16 protein-coding genes and 3 pseudogenes are annotated in these 19,016 nt (G+C 62.1%); 12 read left to right on the top strand and 7 right to left on the bottom strand.

All coding sequences use genetic code 11. The features are described from left to right. Nucleotides 1-459: 459 nt before the first annotated feature. From IVB54_RS40190 to IVB54_RS40175, 4 genes are all read left to right on the top strand, one after another. Nucleotides 460-672 (top strand): hypothetical protein, encoded by a 213-nt coding sequence (locus tag IVB54_RS40190; RefSeq protein ID WP_247372263.1) that lies wholly within the window; start codon nucleotides 460-462, stop codon nucleotides 670-672. Nucleotides 673-690: 18 nt separating this feature from the next. Next, complete coding sequence (locus IVB54_RS40185) at nucleotides 691-864, top strand: hypothetical protein (protein WP_247372265.1); 174 nt, start codon at nucleotides 691-693, stop codon at nucleotides 862-864. Between the two features lie 441 nt (nucleotides 865-1,305). Next, the gene (locus IVB54_RS40180) at nucleotides 1,306-2,580 is read left to right on the top strand and encodes an SDR family oxidoreductase (protein WP_247777635.1); all 1,275 of its coding nucleotides are present in this window, start codon (nucleotides 1,306-1,308) and stop codon (nucleotides 2,578-2,580) included. Continuing rightward, the gene (locus tag IVB54_RS40175) at nucleotides 2,580-3,062 is read left to right on the top strand and encodes a DUF2269 domain-containing protein (protein ID WP_247372269.1); all 483 of its coding nucleotides are present in this window, start codon (nucleotides 2,580-2,582) and stop codon (nucleotides 3,060-3,062) included. Before IVB54_RS40180 ends, IVB54_RS40175 begins: the two co-directional genes overlap by 1 nt. On the opposite strand, the gene IVB54_RS40170 is transcribed toward IVB54_RS40175, so the two are convergent. The 3 genes from IVB54_RS40170 to IVB54_RS40165 are packed head-to-tail and all read right to left on the bottom strand — an operon-like array spanning nucleotide 2,951 to nucleotide 4,019. Next, nucleotides 2,951-3,610, bottom strand: a complete 660-nt coding sequence (locus IVB54_RS40170) for a diguanylate cyclase (protein WP_253075706.1) — start codon at nucleotides 3,608-3,610, stop codon at nucleotides 2,951-2,953. The genes IVB54_RS40175 and IVB54_RS40170 overlap by 112 nt on opposite strands. Beyond that, complete coding sequence (locus tag IVB54_RS41400; RefSeq protein WP_253075707.1) at nucleotides 3,592-3,765, bottom strand: diguanylate cyclase; 174 nt, start codon at nucleotides 3,763-3,765, stop codon at nucleotides 3,592-3,594. Before IVB54_RS41400 ends, IVB54_RS40170 begins: the two co-directional genes overlap by 19 nt. Then, entirely contained in the window at nucleotides 3,756-4,019 is a 264-nt protein-coding gene (locus IVB54_RS40165; RefSeq protein ID WP_247406117.1) for a hypothetical protein, read from the bottom strand. The genes IVB54_RS41400 and IVB54_RS40165 overlap by 10 nt, the downstream gene beginning before the upstream one ends. Before the next feature lie 120 nt (nucleotides 4,020-4,139). Between IVB54_RS40165 and IVB54_RS40160 the strand changes: the two are divergent. Continuing rightward, nucleotides 4,140-5,230: pseudogene (locus IVB54_RS40160) on the top strand (IS3 family transposase); the annotation flags it as partial. A gap of 336 nt (nucleotides 5,231-5,566) precedes the next feature. Here the strand turns inward: IVB54_RS40160 and IVB54_RS40155 are convergent. Further along, nucleotides 5,567-5,839, bottom strand: coding sequence for a hypothetical protein (locus tag IVB54_RS40155; RefSeq protein WP_247475794.1), 273 nt, complete (start codon nucleotides 5,837-5,839; stop codon nucleotides 5,567-5,569). A gap of 494 nt (nucleotides 5,840-6,333) precedes the next feature. Between IVB54_RS40155 and IVB54_RS40150 the strand changes: the two genes are divergently transcribed. Continuing rightward, nucleotides 6,334-6,540: a hypothetical protein gene (locus tag IVB54_RS40150; protein WP_247475795.1), complete on the top strand. Its 207-nt coding sequence runs from the start codon at nucleotides 6,334-6,336 to the stop codon at nucleotides 6,538-6,540. A gap of 110 nt (nucleotides 6,541-6,650) precedes the next feature. Next, a complete protein-coding gene (locus tag IVB54_RS40145; RefSeq protein ID WP_247777634.1) occupies nucleotides 6,651-6,869 on the top strand; it encodes a hypothetical protein in 219 nt (72 codons plus the stop codon). 46 nt (nucleotides 6,870-6,915) lie between these two features. On the opposite strand, the gene IVB54_RS40140 is transcribed toward IVB54_RS40145, so the two are convergent. Next, entirely contained in the window at nucleotides 6,916-7,482 is a 567-nt protein-coding gene (locus tag IVB54_RS40140) for a MarR family transcriptional regulator (RefSeq protein WP_247777633.1), read from the bottom strand. Between the two features lie 725 nt (nucleotides 7,483-8,207). Here IVB54_RS40140 and nadA point away from each other — a divergent pair. From nadA to nadC, 3 genes and pseudogenes are all read left to right on the top strand, one after another. Next, nucleotides 8,208-9,313: pseudogene (nadA, locus tag IVB54_RS40135) on the top strand (quinolinate synthase NadA). 52 nt (nucleotides 9,314-9,365) lie between these two features. Continuing rightward, nucleotides 9,366-10,967 carry an L-aspartate oxidase gene (locus IVB54_RS40130; RefSeq protein ID WP_247777632.1) on the top strand — a complete coding sequence of 534 codons (1,602 nt, stop codon included), beginning with the start codon at nucleotides 9,366-9,368 and terminating at the stop codon, nucleotides 10,965-10,967. 11 nt (nucleotides 10,968-10,978) lie between these two features. Continuing rightward, nucleotides 10,979-11,857, top strand: coding sequence for a carboxylating nicotinate-nucleotide diphosphorylase (gene nadC, locus IVB54_RS40125; protein WP_247405618.1), 879 nt, complete (start codon nucleotides 10,979-10,981; stop codon nucleotides 11,855-11,857). 190 nt (nucleotides 11,858-12,047) lie between these two features. On the opposite strand, the pseudogene IVB54_RS40120 reads toward nadC, so the two are convergent. Next, nucleotides 12,048-12,278: pseudogene (locus IVB54_RS40120) on the bottom strand (cell wall hydrolase); the annotation flags it as partial. Nucleotides 12,279-13,125: 847 nt separating this feature from the next. Further along, nucleotides 13,126-14,286: an RHE_PE00001 family protein gene (locus IVB54_RS40115; protein ID WP_247477383.1), complete on the bottom strand. Its 1,161-nt coding sequence runs from the start codon at nucleotides 14,284-14,286 to the stop codon at nucleotides 13,126-13,128. Nucleotides 14,287-16,608: 2,322 nt separating this feature from the next. Here IVB54_RS40115 and repA point away from each other — a divergent pair. After that, on the top strand, nucleotides 16,609-17,811 hold the full coding sequence (repA, locus tag IVB54_RS40110; RefSeq protein ID WP_026233724.1) for a plasmid partitioning protein RepA: 1,203 nt from the start codon (nucleotides 16,609-16,611) through the stop codon (nucleotides 17,809-17,811). Beyond that, complete coding sequence (gene repB, locus IVB54_RS40105; protein ID WP_247477385.1) at nucleotides 17,811-18,827, top strand: plasmid partitioning protein RepB; 1,017 nt, start codon at nucleotides 17,811-17,813, stop codon at nucleotides 18,825-18,827. The genes repA and repB overlap by 1 nt, the downstream gene beginning before the upstream one ends. Nucleotides 18,828-19,016: the final 189 nt, after the last annotated feature.

Here is a 19,016-nt window from a genome sequence, read left to right as displayed (position 1 = left end):
ATACACAACGGCAAATTTGCGCGCCAACCTTGCTTAGGACCTGCCGCTGCGCTGTGCCAACTGACGCGACACGCCAGAAGCGGCGGTCCGGCGCTCGCATACGGCAGGTTCTACGAGGACCTAGCCCACCGGCGCGCCACTCTCCCCTGCTACGATCGGATCCCAACTCCGCAACATATCGGGACGCGCACACGGCCATCTGGCGAGCTCGCAGTGGCTAGTCGGCGTCGCACGTTAGCTTCGTGATTGCGGAAAGACACCACCCGTAAATTTCCCAAGAGTTGGCACCAGTCTCACTGGTACGCAGAGCGGCAGGTTGTGAGCGCCGCACAATGAAAACACCGAAGCCGAAGCAATGGGCCCAGCGCGAGCTCCAGCAATTGTTTAGTGGCGCGGGCAGGAGCTGGTGTATCGAAGATTGCCGCCGAACTGGGCCGCCACGCCGGATCAGTGAGGCGAATGGCGCGAACGATGGGGGATATTGTTGAAGAAGTAGCCGCGGCGCCTCGCCGGCGGCGGATCAGCTCGAAAGACCAAAAAGCGCGCGACGCGACACATCTCGCCTTTGGGCAGCGCGAAAGCTTTTGCCACCTCGCGTATCCGCAATCTTACGGCCATTGTGCATCCGCCATCTTTGGCATCTACTTCAGATTGAATTTGATGACGAACTGATTTTCAGTCGAGGTCCCCATGAGCGTCAAAGCAACGATGGCGACGATCCTCCAGAACCAACTGACGTTACACGGCGTGCATTCACTGACGCCATCGGACTGCGAGCAGATCGTTGATCGGCTGATCGAGCAGCTCAGAGAGCTGGAGCTTAGTTTAGCTGCGCGAGAACTCGCTGAGAAGCAGGAGCCATAGCGCCCCGCAAATCTTTACGGCCAGCGAGACATTCTGCAGGCGAATGCCTGTCTGCGCGGCGCGTGAGTCCTCCGGCAAATGTCTGCTGCGGGTCAAAGGTGGCGGTAGGCCACTCAGCGGGACGACTTTCGCTCTACCTCTCGCTTCAGAAATGTCGCTGCTTCGCCGACCAGCGCAATGGACCACGAGCGGAAGGCCGTAACTGCGCTAGTCCAGGGTGTTTGAACGAACGGCCCATCGATATCGGCGGCGCCGCAACACTAATGGCAAGCGTCGTCTCCCGAGGGCGATGCTTGCCAAAGACAAGGCTCTGCCTGCGGCCGCGACTCATCCGTTCCGCCCGGAGGAACGATTGCATCAGTTCCGCTTTAGTCGTTCCGCACGTTCAAGAATTTGATGGGCGGCTTGCGATATCCGGCCGCCGATCGAAGGGCCCGGTCAATGCGCATCCTTCTCGTCGGCGGCACGGGGCTTGTCGGATCGGCGATCGACGCCAGGCTGTCCACCGAGGGGCATGAATGCGTATTGGTGTCGCGCCATCCGGACGCGGCGCCTGATACTCAACACGTCATCCTCGATGTTGCAAGGACCACCGACGCTGCGAAATGGAAGGGCATTGTTGCCGGCGTCGATGCCGTCATCAATGCGGCGGGTGCCCTGCAGGGGCAGGACATGCAAGGGGTTCACGTCGCCGGCAGCGCAGCTCTTTATACCGCGTGCGAAAGCGCAGGCGTCCGCCGGGTCATACTGTTCTCGGCGATCGGCATCGACCGCGATGCGCCCACCGATTTTTCTCGTAGCAAGCGGGATGGCGAAGCCGCCTTGATGGCGCGCGACCTCGATTGGGTCGTCTTGCGGCCTTCCGTGGTGGTGGGCCGGCCCGCCTATGGGGGCAGCGCGCTGTTGCGAGGGCTGGCATCACTACCGGTTCTACCCGTCATGCCGGACACGGCAGCTATTCAGCCCGTATATCTCGACGATGTGGTAGAAACGGTTCTGTTCTTCCTGCAACCCGGGGCTCCTTCGCGCATCGCACTTGATCTAGCCGGTCCACGGCAGATCGCCTTCAGCGAAGCCGTGGCGCTGTTTCGCGCATGGCTACGCTGGAGGCCCGCCTACCGCCTGCACCTGCGTGGTTGGGTGGCTTCGGGCGCTTACCGGGCGGGGGACCTGGCCCAGATGCTGGGTTGGGGAACGCCCATCAGTTCGACGGCAAAGGCGGAAATGCGGCGCGGTGCGACCGGCGATCCCGAGCCCTGGCGTCAGCTTACCGGCTTGAGGCCGCGCGATCTTGCAGGCGCGCTCGCACGCGAGCCCGCGTCCGTGCAGGAACGCTGGTTTGCCCGGCTATATGCGCTCAAGCCGCTGATATTCGGCGTCTTCGGCCTGTTCTGGATCGTCACAGGCATCATCTCGCTTGGCCCTGGCTGGGAAATTGGAATGTCCTTGCTACGGGAAGGCAGGGTGCCGGAAAAAGTCGCTTCTCTCACCGTCATCGCCGGCGCGCTCGCCGACATCTGCATCGGCCTCGCGATTCTTTTTCGGCCTCTGAGCCGCTACGGGCTCTGGGCAGCACTGATCATCTCGCTAACCTATTTCGTGATCGGCACGGCGCTGGTGCCGCGGCTGTGGGCCGATCCGCTTGGACCAATGCTGAAGATCTGGCCGGTGCTGATGCTCAATCTGGTTGCCATGGCGATCCGGGAGGATCGCTGATGTTCTATTTCCTTCTTAAGATGGTGCACATCATTGGTGCTGCCGTCCTGCTCGGTACTGGGGCTGGCATCGCCTTTTTCATGCTGGTGGCGCATCTGCGCGGCGACCCGCGCGAGATCGCGGGGGTCGCGCGGACGGTGGTACTGGCCGACTTCCTATTTACGGCGAGTGCCGTGGTCCTGCAGCCGATCACCGGCACATGGCTCGCTTGGTCGAGCGGATATTCCCTCCGCGATGGGTGGATTGCGGCGTCCATCGCACTGTACCTGGTGACCGGCGCCTGCTGGCTACCGGTGGTGTGGATGCAGATGCAAATGCGCGATCTTGCCGTCGGTGCGGTAGAGACCAACGCCAAGCTGCCCGCCCGGTATTACCGACTTTTTCGGTGGTGGTTCGCCTTCGGATTTCCGGCGTTCGCAGCCGTGCTGGTTATCTTCTGGCTGATGATCGCTCGCCCGCCTATTCCATACTGGGATTCGTAGACGGTCCTCATAAGAGGCTGACGTGCTCCACCAATCAGGAACGCATCCTGGGCCTGTGGCTGCCCGGATCGAGGAGTGATGTCCGAGAACAGGCCAGTACGGGCGGCCGGTGCCGTCCGCCTTCGGACACTCTTGAGCCACACCCCGACACCGTTCTGCTCGCAGAGGCCGTCGAAGCAAAAACGCCGCCTGCTTAAATGATCGCAGGCGGCGGCTTCCAGCCCCGGGAGTGTCAGGGATAATTGGGCTCGCTCCATATCTGGGAGCGAAGACGCGAGAGATGTCACTTCCTGTCGCGAGGCGACCATCGTGGAACTCGCGATGGTGCAATCTCTTCCGTGCTCTTTGGCGGTGTAGAGGGCTATGTCGGCGTCGCGCGTCAGCCTTAGTTCATCTGCCGTCGCATCGCTTTTCGCCGCGATGCCAACACTGATCGTCACATATTGTCGTTGTGCTCCAGGATGGTAGATGTGCAATCGGGTGACCAGCAACCGGATTGCGTCAGCAACTTTGACTGGTCTCTCCTCGCTTACACCCGGCAGGACCACCGCGAACTCCTCGCCGCCGTATCGCGCTGAGAGCCCTCCGGTGTTTGCCGTCCACTTCCAATCACTTCGGAGATGCGTCGAAGGCAAGCATCGCCGGCCTGGTGACCGAAAGCGTCGTTGAATCCTTTGAAGTGATCGATGTCCATCAAGAGCACAGAAAGCACTTGATCTTGGGCATAGGCTTCGCGAAGGATGCATCGAAGCTGCGTCTGTTCGCCAGCCCGGTAAGCCCGTCAGGCGTCGCAAGCTGCCCCAGCTTCAGGTTGGCTGAAGATAGCTCATCCTCAACGGGCTTTTGCTTGGAAACGTCGAGAAGAACGCCGACAAGTTCCAGGTCATCGCCCGGCGAGTGTTCGGCGATCTTGAAATTGGCCTCGAGCCAGATCATCACGCCGTCGCCGCGCCGCATGCGAAAGCGAACCGAAACGAGAAGCGGTCGCGCCCTTCAACTCTGAAGTGGACCCCGGAAATAGGACCAAACGTTAAGGTGTGAAGCGTCCTGCTCTGTTTGAACCGACGGAGCACGGATATGACGAAATCACGCAAGAAGTTCGATGCCGCATTCAAGGCCAAGATTGCCCTGGAGGCCCTGCGCGAGGTCGCGACGGTGCCTGAACTGGCGAAGCGGCACGGCGTTCACCCGAACCAGATCTACGGCTGGAAGAAGCAAGTCCTCGACAATTTGGCGAGCCTGTTCGTGCGTGGCGCGACGGCTTTGGGAGATGGCGAGGAGGAGCATGAGCGTGAGACGGCGAAGCTATATACGAAGATTGGCCAGTTGACGGTTGAAAGGGATTTCTTGGCCAAGAGGCCCGGGCGATGACCGTCCCCGAGCGCAGGGCGATGGTCGAGCGCCCTGGCGAGAATTTGTCGGTTCGGCGGCAATGTGAGCTGCTGAATCTGGCGCGTTCGGGCGTCTATCGCTCCGAGCCGGTGACCAGCTCCGACGATCTGGCCATGATGCGACGGATCGACGAATTGCATCTGAAGTGGCCGTTCTACGGCTCGCGACGAATGGTGTTCGAACTCAACCAGGCAGGCTACGGCATCAACCGCAAGCGCATGCAAAGGCTGATGCGCGTGATGGGAATCGAGGCGCTGGTCCCGCGTCCCGGCACCAGCAAGGCAGCGCCCGGCCACAAGATCTATCCATATCTTTTGCGCGGCGTCGGCATCACCGAGCCCAATCACGTCTGGGCCAGCGACATCACCTACATTCCGATGGCGCAGGGATTCCTGTATCTGGTGGCGATCATCGACTGGGCTACCCGGGCGGTACTGGCGTGGCGTCTGTCGAACACGATGGATACGGGCTTTTGCATCGCCGCGCTCGACGAAGCGCTGGCGCGGCACGGCCGGCCTAAAATATTCAACACGGATCAGGGCGCGCAGTTCACCAGCTCAGCCTTCACCGGCAGGCTTGAGGCTGTAGGCATTGCGATTTCGATGGACGGACGCGGTCGTTTCATGGACAATATTTTCATCGAACGGCTGTGGCGCTCGATCAAGTACGAGGAAGTGCATCTGAAAGCCTATGCCGACGGACGCGAAGCGCGAGATGGCATCGGATCATGGATGAGCTTTTACAATCATCGCCGCCCGCACCAGGCGATGAATAACCAGTTTCCGATGGCGGCATGGCGTGCCGGCATCGACAGGATCGAGGCGGCGAGGACTGTGGATATGCCGCTTCGCTTGGACAACGCAAACGCGTTGCCCACATACCCACAGCAGACGCAACAGCAGCAGAAGAAAGCTGCTTGATTTGAACGACAAGGCAGGCCGGATCACACCTTAACTTTGGCGATCCATGGTCCCCGCTCCGGGGTCCACTTCTAATAGCCGGTTTGGGACAGCCGCAAACCCGCGCACTTATCAAGCCCAGATCGGCGGACTATCGCTACCTCAATTTGTGCCGCTGAGTGTGCAGGGAAGCTTCGGCGGGCTCAAGCTCGTCTAGGCTCTCGTGATCGGTCTGATCCGGCGCAGTTGGGAATTGGCATATTCCTCGCGCTCGCGCGTGAAGTGCTTTTGGTGCGCTTTGAAGCTCTCGACCCGCTTCTTGATCTCTTCACGTTCGCTGCCGTCATACTCTGACGCGCTCAGGTCACCCCGCTCGACGGCTTCCTTCGGCAGAGACCGGGGCAGCTGGATGTCTAGCTTCAGCGATTTGGTAAATGCCATCGTTTCCGCGGCCAGTGCGTCAAGTTCGTTCTTCCAATCGTGCATTAACGCCCCCATGCGGCACTGCTGTGCTGGCCAGCTAATTCATCATAATCCGAGCTGCGGCTATAAGCACCGAAACCGTCGCATGTAGGCCAGTCCCAAATCGGGTTATTGCTGAAAAAGGCCGCGGACAATATTGGCGGCGGCCCGGGTTCAAAATGCCTATCGTGAAAAAATGCGGTCCAGCCCCGGTGCCAGCGACCCTACACACAAAACGTCTCTCTTCATAGTTCCGCCGTTCAGAAACCTTAACGCGCGCCGATCCGGGTTTGCTCGAAAGGGGGAGGCGTCCGGAAGAGATCACTGCCGCCTTGTTTCCAATTATGTGCAATCGGCCCGGACCTGTTTCGGCGTGGCTTGCATCAAAGCGCGTAACGGTGTTGCCTCGACGAGGTCAGCTATATCACGAGGACTGCAAGAGCCATGGTCTGGATTAATGGCGATGTGAGCCCGGCCATACATCGTGAACTGGACATTCGGGTTAGCGAGGGTTCTAAATGCCAGATTGTGTGATCGTTCGGGCCCATGGGACGCAATTGGATCTCTTGCGCGAAGAGGCATCGCGCATTGCACGGGCTGCCAAAATCGACTGGTCGATTGAGCGCGCCGATGAGGGGGCACATTTTTGCTTCGAGAATGCCGAGGCGAGAAAGGCGTTCGTCACCATCTGCAAGCACTTTGATATGCCGCACCGAGACGCTTAGAAACCAACTCCGCGTGCGATGAGTCAAGCCACTCCAGAACTCTGCGCCCCACGCGTAGAGCTCGGGCCGCATACCGAATCTATCTTGATCGGGACTTCCAGAAAAGCGGCATGAGCCCAGGATCGACCATCGTATGGGCCGGGATGGCAAATCTGCTCATTGACTTTGACATGAGCCAGCCAGGTTCGCCCTTACTTGCTGCTGCAACGTCTCACGAAGCGGATGTGACCGTGTCGTCGCAAAAAGTTGTTGGACCCGAGCACCTGATAGATCGGCGCTCGTCGAACGCCGAGGCGGAATTGCAATGCGATGAGCCGATGGGCGCTTGATGATGACGGTGCCTGGACGTGCGTGGTACCCTCGCAAAGGCAACCATCAGCGATCCAACGAGCTTCCCTTCGTCGACTGAAGTCGTCCCCTGCCTCGGGTTGTCACCGCGCCAATATCCATGGAGGCCTTTAAACGAGCCCCGTCCAGCCGTCGCCTGAGCGCTGCAAATCGGCTGGACAGTTTGGTCAATTCCTCAACGCCAAGCTCACCGAACACAAATTGATCGAGTTCCTTCTGTTGTGCAGCGACGTTCGCGAGGCGCTTACAAGCCTTGTCGGTCAGTGACATGTGGACGACCCGACCATCCCTGATACAGGGCTTGCGCCGCAGAAATCCGGCCTTCTCCAGCGCCTTGGAATTTATTGTAATGAAGGACGGGTCAACTTTCAGCAATTTTGCCACCGTGCTGACTGCAACATCCCCCTCGCTCGCCAGGTCTGTCACTGCCATCAAGATTGTCAATTGTGGTCCAGTGATGCCGAGTGCTTTGGCCCGGACTTGAAGAAAATCCTCCAGACAGATGTTGAGGGATCGGACCTCCAACGTTAATCGCCGCACCAGCAGCTGAGTGTCAGCAGAGTCGTTCCCGACTTGCGTTGCTGGCTTGGTCAAATGCGGCGCCACCGGATGTTAGGTCCTATCCTCAGAGCTCGTTCGCACTGACAAGATTTCAACAGAGGATCTCTGCTCGTTGCAGCGATCCTGTGCAAGCATCACGCGCTCACCTGCGCCTACGATTTAAGAACGATTACTAGTGATTCGGATTACTGGCTTTTCGACGAGAAACTCGGGCCGCCCTTGGCGGCCGCGCCTAGCTGAGTTGCGAATGCTAGTAATCTCACCGAAATGCACGTTCAAAGGAAGATCTCGATCCGTAGTCTCGCGCAGCGGCGCGGCGTTTCGCCCGCTCCGATAGCGCCGATTCGAAGGTGTGTTGCCGGATCCCGGGCAACGGCATCGAAATGGCTTCCACACTGAGCAGCTTTGGGGCGCAACCTCGCACAGGCGCGGCGGTGAAATTCATCGAAATTGATGGCCTGAACGCGGGATTCAAGCGCATTGCGTTGTCGCGTCTCTGTCGCAGTTGCCGTCCACGAGCGCGTGTTACTCGACGGGTTATGCGACTTCACACTTTGCAGTCTGGTCGCCCCTTATAGGTTCAGTCGAGATCCAAAAATTCGACCGTGGAGCTCTTGGAGTAGTGTTAGTTGTCCTGGTCTAATTTACCCATTGAGCATATTTGAGCGCTGCTGAAATCGAACCCGGCCTCTCGGCCGGGTTTCTCAGGCTCCATATGTACTCAAATTGAGCCTATTTAACATTTGCGGGAGGCTTCAATGCCGATCTCTGGACTTTACGGCCCCGACGACTTTGCCAACCGGCCGCAGCGCCAGACCACCGTGCGCCGCGTCCCGTCCCAGCGGGCTCGAGGCCCGCATTGCCAATGCCTTCGCTGCAATGGACGCCGGAGGTCGAGCGCGCCACCGCGCCGCTTTACGAGCGCGTGAAACATGTGATCCCGCCGATCGAATGGCCGCTGCTGGCGCCGACGATCAAGGCGATCAACGAGGTGAAGCGGGCGCGGGGCGCGGTGATCCTCGCCCACAATTACCAGGCGCCGGAGATCTTCCACTGCGTCGCCGACATCGGCGGCGATTCGCTCCAGCTCGCGGTCGAAGCCACCAAGGTGAAGGCCGACATCATCGTCCAGTGCGGCGTGCACTTCATGGCGGAGACGTCGAAACTGCTCAATCCGGACAAGACGGTGCTTATTCCTGATACGCGCGCCGGCTGCTCGCTCGCTGCCAGCATCACCGGCGCCGACGTCCGCCTGCTCCGCGAAAAATTCCCCGGCGTGCCTGTCGTTGCCTATGTCAACACCTCCGCGGAGGTGAAGGCCGAGGTCGATATCTGCTGCACCTCGTCGAACGCGGTGCAGGTGGTCGAAAGCCTCGGCGCACCAAGCGTGATCTTCCTGCCCGACCGCTATCTCGCCACTTACGTGGCCTCGAAGACCGACGTGAAGATCATTGCCTGGAAGGGCGCCTGCGAGGTGCACGAGCGTTTCACTGGCGCCGAGCTGCGCAGCTACCGCGAGGCCGATCCCTCCGTGCAGATCATCGCTCATCCCGAATGCCCGCCGGACGTGCTGGCCGAGGCCGATTTCACGGGCTCGACCGCGCACATGATCAACTGGGTGCGCGAGCGGCGGCCGCGGCGGCTGGTGATGATCACGGAATGCTCGATGGCCGACAATGTGCGGGCCGAGCTGCCTGACGTCGAAATGCTGCGCCCCTGCAACATCTGCCCGCACATGAAACGCATCACGCTCGCCAACATTCTGGAGAGCCTGCTGATGCTTCGTGAAGAGGTCACGATCGATCCCGCGCTGGCGCAACGCGCACGGCGCTCGGTCGAGCGGATGATTAATTTGAAGAACTAGCGACACACACAGCGGCCGTGCCGGGACGACGGCGGAGTAAATGGAGACAGCCATGCACAACACCATCCACACCCTCACCCGCTCCGACGACGTCGTCATCGTCGGCGGCGGACTTGCCGGATTGTTCTGCGCGCTCAAGCTCGCGCCGCGGCCGGTGACATTGATCTCGGCCGCGCCGCTCGGACAGGGCGCGTCGTCCGCATGGGCGCAAGGCGGCATCGCCGCGGCAATGGCTGAAGGGGATACGCCGGAAGCGCACGCCGCGGACACGGTTGCAGTTGGCGGCGGCATCGTCGACGAAGCTGTCGCACTCGGGATCGCGCGCGAGGCCGCACCGCGGATTCACGACCTTCTCGCCTATGGCGTGCCGTTCGACCGCGATCTCGAAGGCAGGCTCGCAGTCGGGCGCGAGGCCGCACACTCGGCGCGGCGTATCGTACATGTGCGTGGCGATGGCGCGGGCGCCGCCATCATCGCGGCGCTGAGCGAAGCCGTGCGGCGCACGCCGTCGATCCGGCTGATCGAAGGTTTCGTCGCCGAAGCGCTGTTGACCGAGGACGGCGCGGTCGCCGGCCTACGATTGCGCGAAGCTGGCGACGCGGCAGCACAGCCGATCCTGCTCGCCGCGCGGATGGTGGTGCTCGCGACGGGCGGCATCGGCCATCTCTATGCCGTCACCACCAATCCGCGCGAGGCCAGCGGATCCGGCCTTGCGATCGCCGCACGCGCCGGCGCGGTGATTGCAGATCCCGAGTTCGTGCAATTTCACCCGACCGCCATCATGGTCGGCCGCGATCCCGCGCCGCTCGCCACGGAAGCCTTGCGCGGCGAAGGCGCGACACTGATCAACGGCCGTGGCGAGCGTTTCATGGCGGCGCGCCATCCGCTCGCCGAGCTCGCACCGCGCGACATCGTGGCCCGCGGCGTGTTCGCGGAGATCGCGGCCGGGCGCGGCGCCTTCCTCGATGCGCGGCAGGCGCTGGGTGCACGTTTTGCCGACATATTCCCGTCCGTCCATGCAAGCTGCATCGCCGCTGGGATCGATCCCACCACGCAGCCCATCCCGATCGCACCAGCCGCGCACTATCATATGGGCGGCATCGCGGTGGACGATCGCGGCCGCAGCTCGATCGACGGGCTCTGGGCCGGCGGCGAAGTGTCGTCCACCGGCGCGCATGGCGCGAACCGGCTTGCGTCGAATTCGCTGTTGGAGGCCGTGGTCTACGCCGCGCGCATCGCCGACGACATCGCCGGCCGCACCACTCCCTCGCCCGCACGTCTTGCGGACGTGCCGACGCCGCGGGACGGCGCGCCGGATGCTGCGGCCGTGAAGCGGCTGCGGATGCTGATGAGCACGCATGTCGGCGTGATCCGCAATGGTGACGGGCTTGCGGACGCGGTTCGCAGCTTCGCCGCGCTCGAACGCGAGGCCACGAGCATCGCGGTCCGCAACATGGCAACGGCAGCCCTGCTCGTTGTGGCGTCAGCCTGGAACCGGCGCGAGAGCCGCGGCGCGCACTTCCGCTCCGACCATGCCGCGGACGTGCCCCCCCTCGCGCAACGCACGATGACGACGCTCGCAGCAGTGCGCGAGATCGCGGACAGCCTGTGCGAACGCCCGACACCGCGCACGGCGCAACCGATGACCGCCTGACGGAGTCTGCCATGATCACCCCGAATTCTCTGCTTTATCCCGACGCCTTCCTCTCCCCGCTCGCGATCGACGAGGCCGTGCTGCGCGCGCTCGATGAGGATCTCGGCCGCGCCGGCGACATCACCTCGCTTGCGACGATCCCCGAAGCAACGAAGGCGCAAGCAATCCTGGTCGCGCGGCAGTCCGGCGTGATCGCCGGCTTGCCACTGGCGCTCGCCACCTTGCAAAAGCTTTCGCCCGACATCGAGATACGCGCGCATGTTCGCGACGCCGCGCGCGTCGCCCGCGGGCAGCAGGTGCTGACGATCTCGGGGCCGGCACGCGCCATCCTCACGGCGGAGCGGACCGCGCTGAATTTCGTCGGCCGCCTGTCGGGCGTTGCAACACTTACCGCAGACTACGTTGCGCGCACCGAAGGCACCAGGATGCGGGTCTGCTGCACGCGAAAAACCACCCCTGGACTGCGCGCCTTGGAGAAATACGCGGTACGCTGCGGCGGCGGCTTCAATCACCGCTTCGGCCTCGACGACGCGATCCTGATCAAGGACAACCACATCGCGGTCGCCGGCGGCATCCGCCCCGTGCTGGAGCGCGCCCGCGCCCATGCCGGCCATCTCGTCAAGATCGAGATCGAGGTCGACACGCTCACGCAATTGCGCGAGGTGCTCGACACCGGCCTTGCCGACGCCGTGCTGCTCGACAACATGGACATTGCGACGCTGCGCGAAGCCGTCAGGCTCAACGAGGGACGCCTCAAACTGGAGGCATCCGGCGGTGTCACCCTGGATTCGATCGCAGCCATCGCGGCCACCGGCCTCGACTACGCCTCAGCCGGCGCACTGACGCATTCAGCGCCGAATTTCGACTGTGCGCTGGATATCGAGGCCTGAGGAGGACTTCTCCCTCTCCCCGTTCCTACGGGGCCGCAACGAGATTTGCTCGCGCCGAGAGGACTGGGGTGAGGGGCATCTCTCCACGTATTCGGCTGTCGAAAGACCTGTACCCCCTCGCCCGCATCGCAAGAGCGATCTTACGTCTCCCCGCAAGCGGGGAGACGTAAGAAAGGTTACCGCCGTTCGCTCACGCCATCTCGGCCGAGCTCTTCGCTTCCTCGGCGAGTTCGGGGGGGAGAGTGCGGCGGTCTGCGCGGGATGCCCCAGTTTGGTTCCTCGCTGGCTTCGCCCCAGGCGCAAGGCCGGTAGAAGGTGTGAACGGCGCTCGTGTCATCTTCTTCATCTCGGCCAGCCAGGACGGACGCACCCACTAGGCGTGGTAGTGCGTCGACTTGCCGACCTCGGGCAGCCAGATCTGGTCACCAGCATCGCCTTCCAGAGTTTCTGGCGTGCTTCCGCCTGCTTCAGCGGTTCGAGCGGCTGAATCGTCAGCGAGCGCGCAGCGTCGCGGGCCTGGGACCGATTGGGGATTGCGAGCGGCGGCGCGCGAACGGCTGAGGCGCCAGCGGAGAGGCGGTGTGCTAGTAGGCGGTCTCTCCAGGCATCAATGCGAATATGCAGAGACCAGTGCCGAAGGACGCGAACCGCGCGCCCTTCGGACGGGTACGCAAACACACAAGTCGCTACGCGCACGCTACGCTTACGCCAGAAAAATCGAACCGCAGTACATCCGTGCGATTCGAGTCTTCTCGTGAGTATCTAATTTAGGTTGCTGGGGCGTTAATCGGCGTTGCGCGTGCAGCGCACGCAAGCGAACACAGGTGGTTCCACGCAGTGACCGCGTGCACTGGTAAACGCCGCTCATGGTAACGATAAACATCCGGTCAAGGTTGAGTGGTGAGAACCCTTGCACGCCCGTATCATTGGGGGACTCATGGTGGTTCCCGCTGCGTCACCATGTGGTGCGGCCACTCCCTCGACCTCGCATAGGTGTTTGCCAGGAATTTATTGAGGGTACCCAGAAGCCCGATCGTGACCGGCAGGCCCGTCATGATCTCGAAGAAGCACCACGAAGTCGGCGTTAGAGTGCTTCTCGAGCAGCGTGTGGATCCGCGTCAACTCCTTCAATGCCTGCGGCATCGCCGATTCCATCGACGCCTTTATGGGATCCCGTTTTCCGTGCTGCCTCACTGATGTTCTGCGGCGCGCGAATGCTCGCCCATTACGCTCTTTGCACGGAATTCACGTTGCTTGCGGCTCGCGCTCTACAGGATGCCCCACGCGCGATAGCGTCCCCGGCCCGTGGTCTCGCGAAGGTCGAGTTCGGCGACAAGGTTTTGGGCCGCACGGGGCGTGATTCCAAGCTCCGCCGCGATCATGCCGGCCGAGACGATCGGCCGGGTCAGCACGTAGTCGAGGAGCGCCGGCAGTTTCGAAGTGGCGCGCCGGCCGGCGAGTTTTCGGGCCAGCAGGTTTCTGGTCATCAGCCAGCGGTCGTGGTCCTTTAGGCCGGCCTCGGCGGCGGCCGTCATGGCCTCGAGCTGCACAACCAGCCGCCCTGCGACGTCACGTGCCCGCCGACGCTCACGCGAGATGCTTTTCAGCCCGCCATGCAGGCACAACAGATAGCAGCGTGTCTTGCCGCGGTCGCGCAACACGCTAGCTGCGAGCAGGCACCCTAGCCAAGGCGTGTGCTCGAGTGGTTCAATCGCGTCCCAAGCATCCGCGGCGATTGCAGCCGCCAGAGTCGGCGGCAAATTGCGGGTCGCATCGACGACGGCGCGCCAGTCATCGATGCGGCCGTCCTCGTCCCAGTCCGGATCGTAGACGAGCGAGTCCCGCTCTGGCCACGACCGAAGCTCGTCGGCAAGTCTGCGCTCCGCCTTGGCGTTGGCGGCGTCGACCGCGGCGAAGGCTGCGGCTAGATGGAGATCGGTGTTCATGACGCCAAGCGGTCCGTCGAAACCCACCGCGTCCCGCTCTGCGTCCTCGTTGAGCCCGAGACGTTCCTCAACCTCTTCTCGCTCACCCCGGCCCCGAAGGTCAGCCAGTCCGGAAACCGACAGCGCCCAATTGGGCTTTGCGTCGGCAATGCGCCGACGGGCGCGCAGCACGGCGTGAGCCCGGGTCAGCTCGTGGGTGGGGGCGCGGACGTCCATGCCGGCGTCGTGGAGCACGAGGTCATCGAGGTGGACAAGTTCGCCGTCAAGCCACAGAGTGGCGCAAGCGTCGGCGAAGTGCATTCGGCTGATCGCACCGTCACGGATTGGGCTTTTGGCCAGTCGCTCGTCGAGGCGGGCGACAGCATCCTCGGCCGCGGCAAGCGGCCCCGCGAGCTGAGCCCAAGGCATCGGATCGGAGATTTTGTAGCCCGAAGACAAGGCCTTAATAACCTTAAGAGGAAACGGCGAAACGGAACCTAACACACCTTTATGTTCCGTCACAGCGAGGCCTGTTCCCGCTCTCCTCTCGCTATCGATAAGCACGCCTTATCGGTAGGTGGCGCCGCAGTGCGATCAGCACGCGCAGCGCTGTAAATCACCAGCGTCAAGCTTCAAATCAACCACAAATCGCCACTCGTGCCAACCCTGCCCTGTTCCGGACCAGCCGCACCTTTCCGGTGACTGTGCCCTCCCGGCAAAGCAGGCCGCCCGCGAAAATCCGGCTTCGCGGAGGCAAGGTGAAGCGTAGGTAAAAACACCCCCGGAAATTGACGCCCGCCGGACCGCCCTTGCCCGAAGGGAGAATGGCGTCCAACGAGCCGTGCGGTCTCAGGCTGCACCGGGACTGCGGCAATGAGCATCAGCTAGCTAATCTTCGAGCCCCTCCGCGGTCGCGCTGACCCAAAGATTAGTGCCGACGCCACGACACCCCCTTCCCCACGGCCTGCGGCGACGTCAGACGCGTTCCGATTTGCTGCAGGCGAGCCAATAGCTCGCGTGCCTCGTCTCAGTCGCTGATGAGCGCGATGAAGGGCGATGCGCCGATGAATCTCCTCATACAGGCCGTCGCGGATTCCTTTTGGTGGGCCGTCCGCCGCGGAGTTGCCCCCCTTTTGGCACATCCGGGCAGAACTGGACGCCACGGTCGAGGAAAAACGACGTCGGCTCGATCTCGAGTTCATGAGCGCGTGCCGATGCACTGTTCGGGTGAGCGGACCTTTTTCCACCACCGTCAGTTCCCGCGCCATCGCCTCGGTCTGCGAATTCTCGATATGGCTATGGCATGCTCCTCTAGACGCAACCATCCCTAGGTGATTCCGATACAGGGAATACGGGAGCAGGCCCCGTTAGTAGGACCGCCAAGGTCGCTGGCCTTCCAGTGACGGGCGGCCTCAGGTCGACGTGCGGCTCTTTGTGGTGCTGACTGGAACTTTATGGTTAACGGCTGATAAACGCCTCCCCTATTCCTCCGTCCTTTCCGCTTCCCTACCCTGCCCTTTCCGTCTCCGGAACACGAGGCGCGCTTTGTTTCCATTGTTGCCGCCCTAGCTGACCTCGATCCGTCCCGGACGACCACAACCTCGCCGATGCCCTCGCCCGCGCCTGCGTGGTTTCAAGACAACCGAACCGAGACCCGCTGGGGCAAACCCTCGGCGCGGCGCGACCTGGATGCTGGAAGGCGCCAAGGAGGCGGAGCTGAGGAAGCCTCCGTCGACTACATCTGCATTCGCCCTCGGCTGCGAGCGGGAAATGGGCTGCACCGCCCCTGATCCGCATTGTGGCCCGTTCCGCGAAGATGAAGAGATGCCGTTCCTTCCGAACTGGATTGGCCGAGACCGGTTTCGGCGACACTGATCGCCAGACCGGCTCCGGTCTACCTCTTGCCCGTCGCGCCGCCATTCCCTGCTGCTTTCTTCGTCCCGCCAGTCGCGTGGAGCGTGGGACCCAGCAACCCGGGATGGCACGGCGGATGATCCGCATAGGACACCCGCGAGGGATAACAGGTCCTCAACCCCGTGCCTAAGCTCGAACGCCTGCCGCGCGAGGTCCACTGCTTCCGGGGTGTTGTGCCGCTTGGGAGCCGACCGTCCGCCAAAGCCCTTGATCGTCACGCTATGCGGGCTGACGTCGCGGTCGTGCTGTGCGAGCGCGACATGTTCGCAGCCGACGATCATGCGGCTTCGAGGGTGGAACGGCGGCTGGGAGCGCGCCGGCTTTAGCGGTGAAAGAGGGCACTTTCCCTCGCTGCAGCGCTCGCCGAGTCGGCTCGCCATTCCAAGCCAGCACGCGACGAATCGGTGCAAACGCAAGCGCCTGCATCTGGTGATGTGCTGGACGACTTGCTCGTGCGTGACGGTCGCGGGGCTCTCGACCTGCCATCCTTCCGACCTGCCATCCCCCGCGTCTGCACGGTCTCGACGCGGGCGCCGCGCAGCGGATGTTGCGGTTGCGGCTGAGCCGAGCGCGCCAGGGCTCAACGCTGAATTTTGATCCGAATGGGTCGGTGATAGAGTTCGAGCGCGAGTCGATTGTGGGAACTGCGTGGGGAGAAAGTTGACCGCGGTCAACTTCTGTTTAAGAGCGGCGCCTTCGGAACCGCAGCAGCCGCGCAGGCTACGTGCCGAGAGTTGACCGCGGTCAACTTCAGACCAACCCGCGGCCGATTCGGACCGTTAAGGATTGATTTACCCTTTAACTGTTGCGAGACCGGCCAGAATCGGGCGTAATAGCCACGCTTTGCGCATGCCGTGTACCCGAAATTCGTAACTACGCGAGAAAGCCGTGGCCCTGAACGACCAACAAGCGATGGCGTCAATCACGCCTGGCGCGCCGCAGGCGATCCACGACACGATCGCGGCAGACGCGCGGGAACTGTCGGCGAAGCTGCACGCCCACCGAACGAAGCTGTTCCCGCCAAAAGCACGCAAGCATCTGCGCCGCTTTACATCTGGCGAAGTCGCTAAGCTCGTCGGCATTAATGACGGCTACCTCCGCCAATTGTCGCTGGAGGGCAGGGGCCCTCAGCCGGACACCAGCCCATCGGGTCGAAGGTCGTACACATTCGACGATATTCAAAGTCTTCGTGCTTATCTCGATGAATCCGGCAAGGGTGCGCGCCGATACCGACCGTATCGCGTTGCGGGCGAACAGTTGCAAGTCATTGGCGTCGTTAATTTCAAGGGAGGGTCCGGTAAGACCACCACCGCCGCGCATCTCGCCCAACATCTCACGCTACAGGGCTATCGAGTGCTCGCGATCGATCTGGATCCGCAGGCCTCGCTCTCCGCGCTGCACGGCTATCAGCCCGAGTTTGATGTCGAGGAAAACGGAACTCTGTACGGCGCCATCCGCTACGACGATGCGCGTCGCGAACTGAATGAGATCATTCGGCAGACTTACTTTTCGGGGCTCGACATCGTTCCGGGCAACATCGAACTGATGGAATTCGAACATGAAACCCCGAAAGCGCTAGCTGCGCGCCAGTCGGGTGACCCGCTGTTCTTCGCCCGCGTTGCCCGTGCCCTCGCCACGGTCCAGGACCGCTACGATATTGTCGTGATCGATTGTCCGCCTCAACTCGGATTTCTCACGCTTTCTGCGCTCTGCGCAGCAACGGCAATTCTGATCCCTGTGCATCCGCAAATGCTCGATGTCATGTCGATGTGCCAATTTCTAATCATGACATCCGACCTCCTTGCCGTCGTGGCCAAAGCAGGCGGCAACATGAATTACGATTGGATGCGCTATCTCGTCACGCGTTATGAGCCCGGCGATGGACCGCAGGCCCAAATGGTCGGCTTTATGCGCTCGCTGTTTGGCGACCGCATGGTCACGAACATGATGCTGAAAAGTACGGCGATCTCGGACGCCGGCATCACGAAGCAAACGCTCTATGAGGTCAGCCGCGATCAGTTCACACGGGCTACCTACGACCGCGCCATGGAATCGCTGGACAGCGTCAATGGTGAAATCCAAAGCCTCATCCAGGCTGCGTGGGGGAGGGCCTAATGGGTCGAAAAAACCTGCTTGCGGACCTCATTGATGACAAGTTGACCGCGGTCAACGAACCCTCGTCAGGTGAGCCCAGCGACAATCGCAGACCAACCCAGCCAACACTCGGGTCGCGCGGAGCGGTCGGCGCCATGAGCCGTTCACTCGAGATGTTGTCCGCGGAGCGCGATGCCGCCAAGGCGTTGACCGAGCAACTCACCACCGGTCAAACCGTCGTCGAGATCGCCCCAGATTTGATTGACGCCTCGATCGTTCCCGATCGTATGACGAGCGTGGACGAGAAGCACTCCGCTCTCGTTGAATCGATCCGCGCCAATGGGCAGTTGGTTCCGATCCTCCTTCGCCCGCATCCGTCCAGCCCGGGCCGATTTCAGATTGCCTATGGCCATCGTCGCGTTCGTGCGCTCGCCGAACTTGGCCGCCCTGCGCGGGCCGTGGTCCGCGACCTTAGCGACGAAGACCTGGTGGTGGCACAAGGCAAGGAGAATGGTGAGCGGGAGGATCTGTCCTTTATTGAGCGGGCAACTTACGCCGCTGCGCTCGAGGATCGTGGATTCAAGCGCGAGATCATCATGGCGGCGCTCAGCGTCGACAAGACGGAGCTCTCCCGCCTCATCACGGTCGCGCGGGCCCTTCCCCGGAGCCTACTCGATGCAATCGGACCAGCGCCAAAAACCGGCCGCCGGCGCTGGATGGAGTTGGCGGAGCGGCTTGTAGGCCGCCACGACCAAAAGGTGTTGGCCGACAGCGTTGCCAGCGATCGGTTTGAGCGCGCTACTTCCGATGAACGGTTTGCGATAGCTTTCGCCGCGCTGGCGCCCCGCAAGCCCAAAGTTGCACGGCCGACAACCTGGGCGGACGACGGAGGCAAAAAGATCGTGAAGATTGAACGTCGCGCAGATCGCATCACGCTAGCTGTAGATGAAAAGGCCGCGCCTGCGTTTGGAGACTTTGTTATTTCGCGGCTGCCGGAACTCTACCGGGCATTTCTCGATGGAGGCACCGATGAGTGACATCGGGCGTCTTGCCGCTTTGGATATGGCGCTGCCTGGACCTCACACGGTCGGGCAGCGCGATGCGTACCCGCGTTTCCGTCCTCTCACCGTAGGAGCATAGCGGAAAAGAAAAAAGGCCCCCGGAACGTCTCCGTCCGAAAGCCTTCTCTCGTCACGTTTGGCGACTGACAGAGAATCACTTTCACG

It is taken from the genome of Bradyrhizobium sp. CW1 (assembly GCF_023100665.1).
GTDB classification, from domain to species: Bacteria; Pseudomonadota; Alphaproteobacteria; order Rhizobiales; family Xanthobacteraceae; genus Bradyrhizobium; species Bradyrhizobium canariense_D.
Note: the sequence above shows the minus strand (reverse complement) of the source record. Positions and strands in the feature narration are given on the sequence as shown.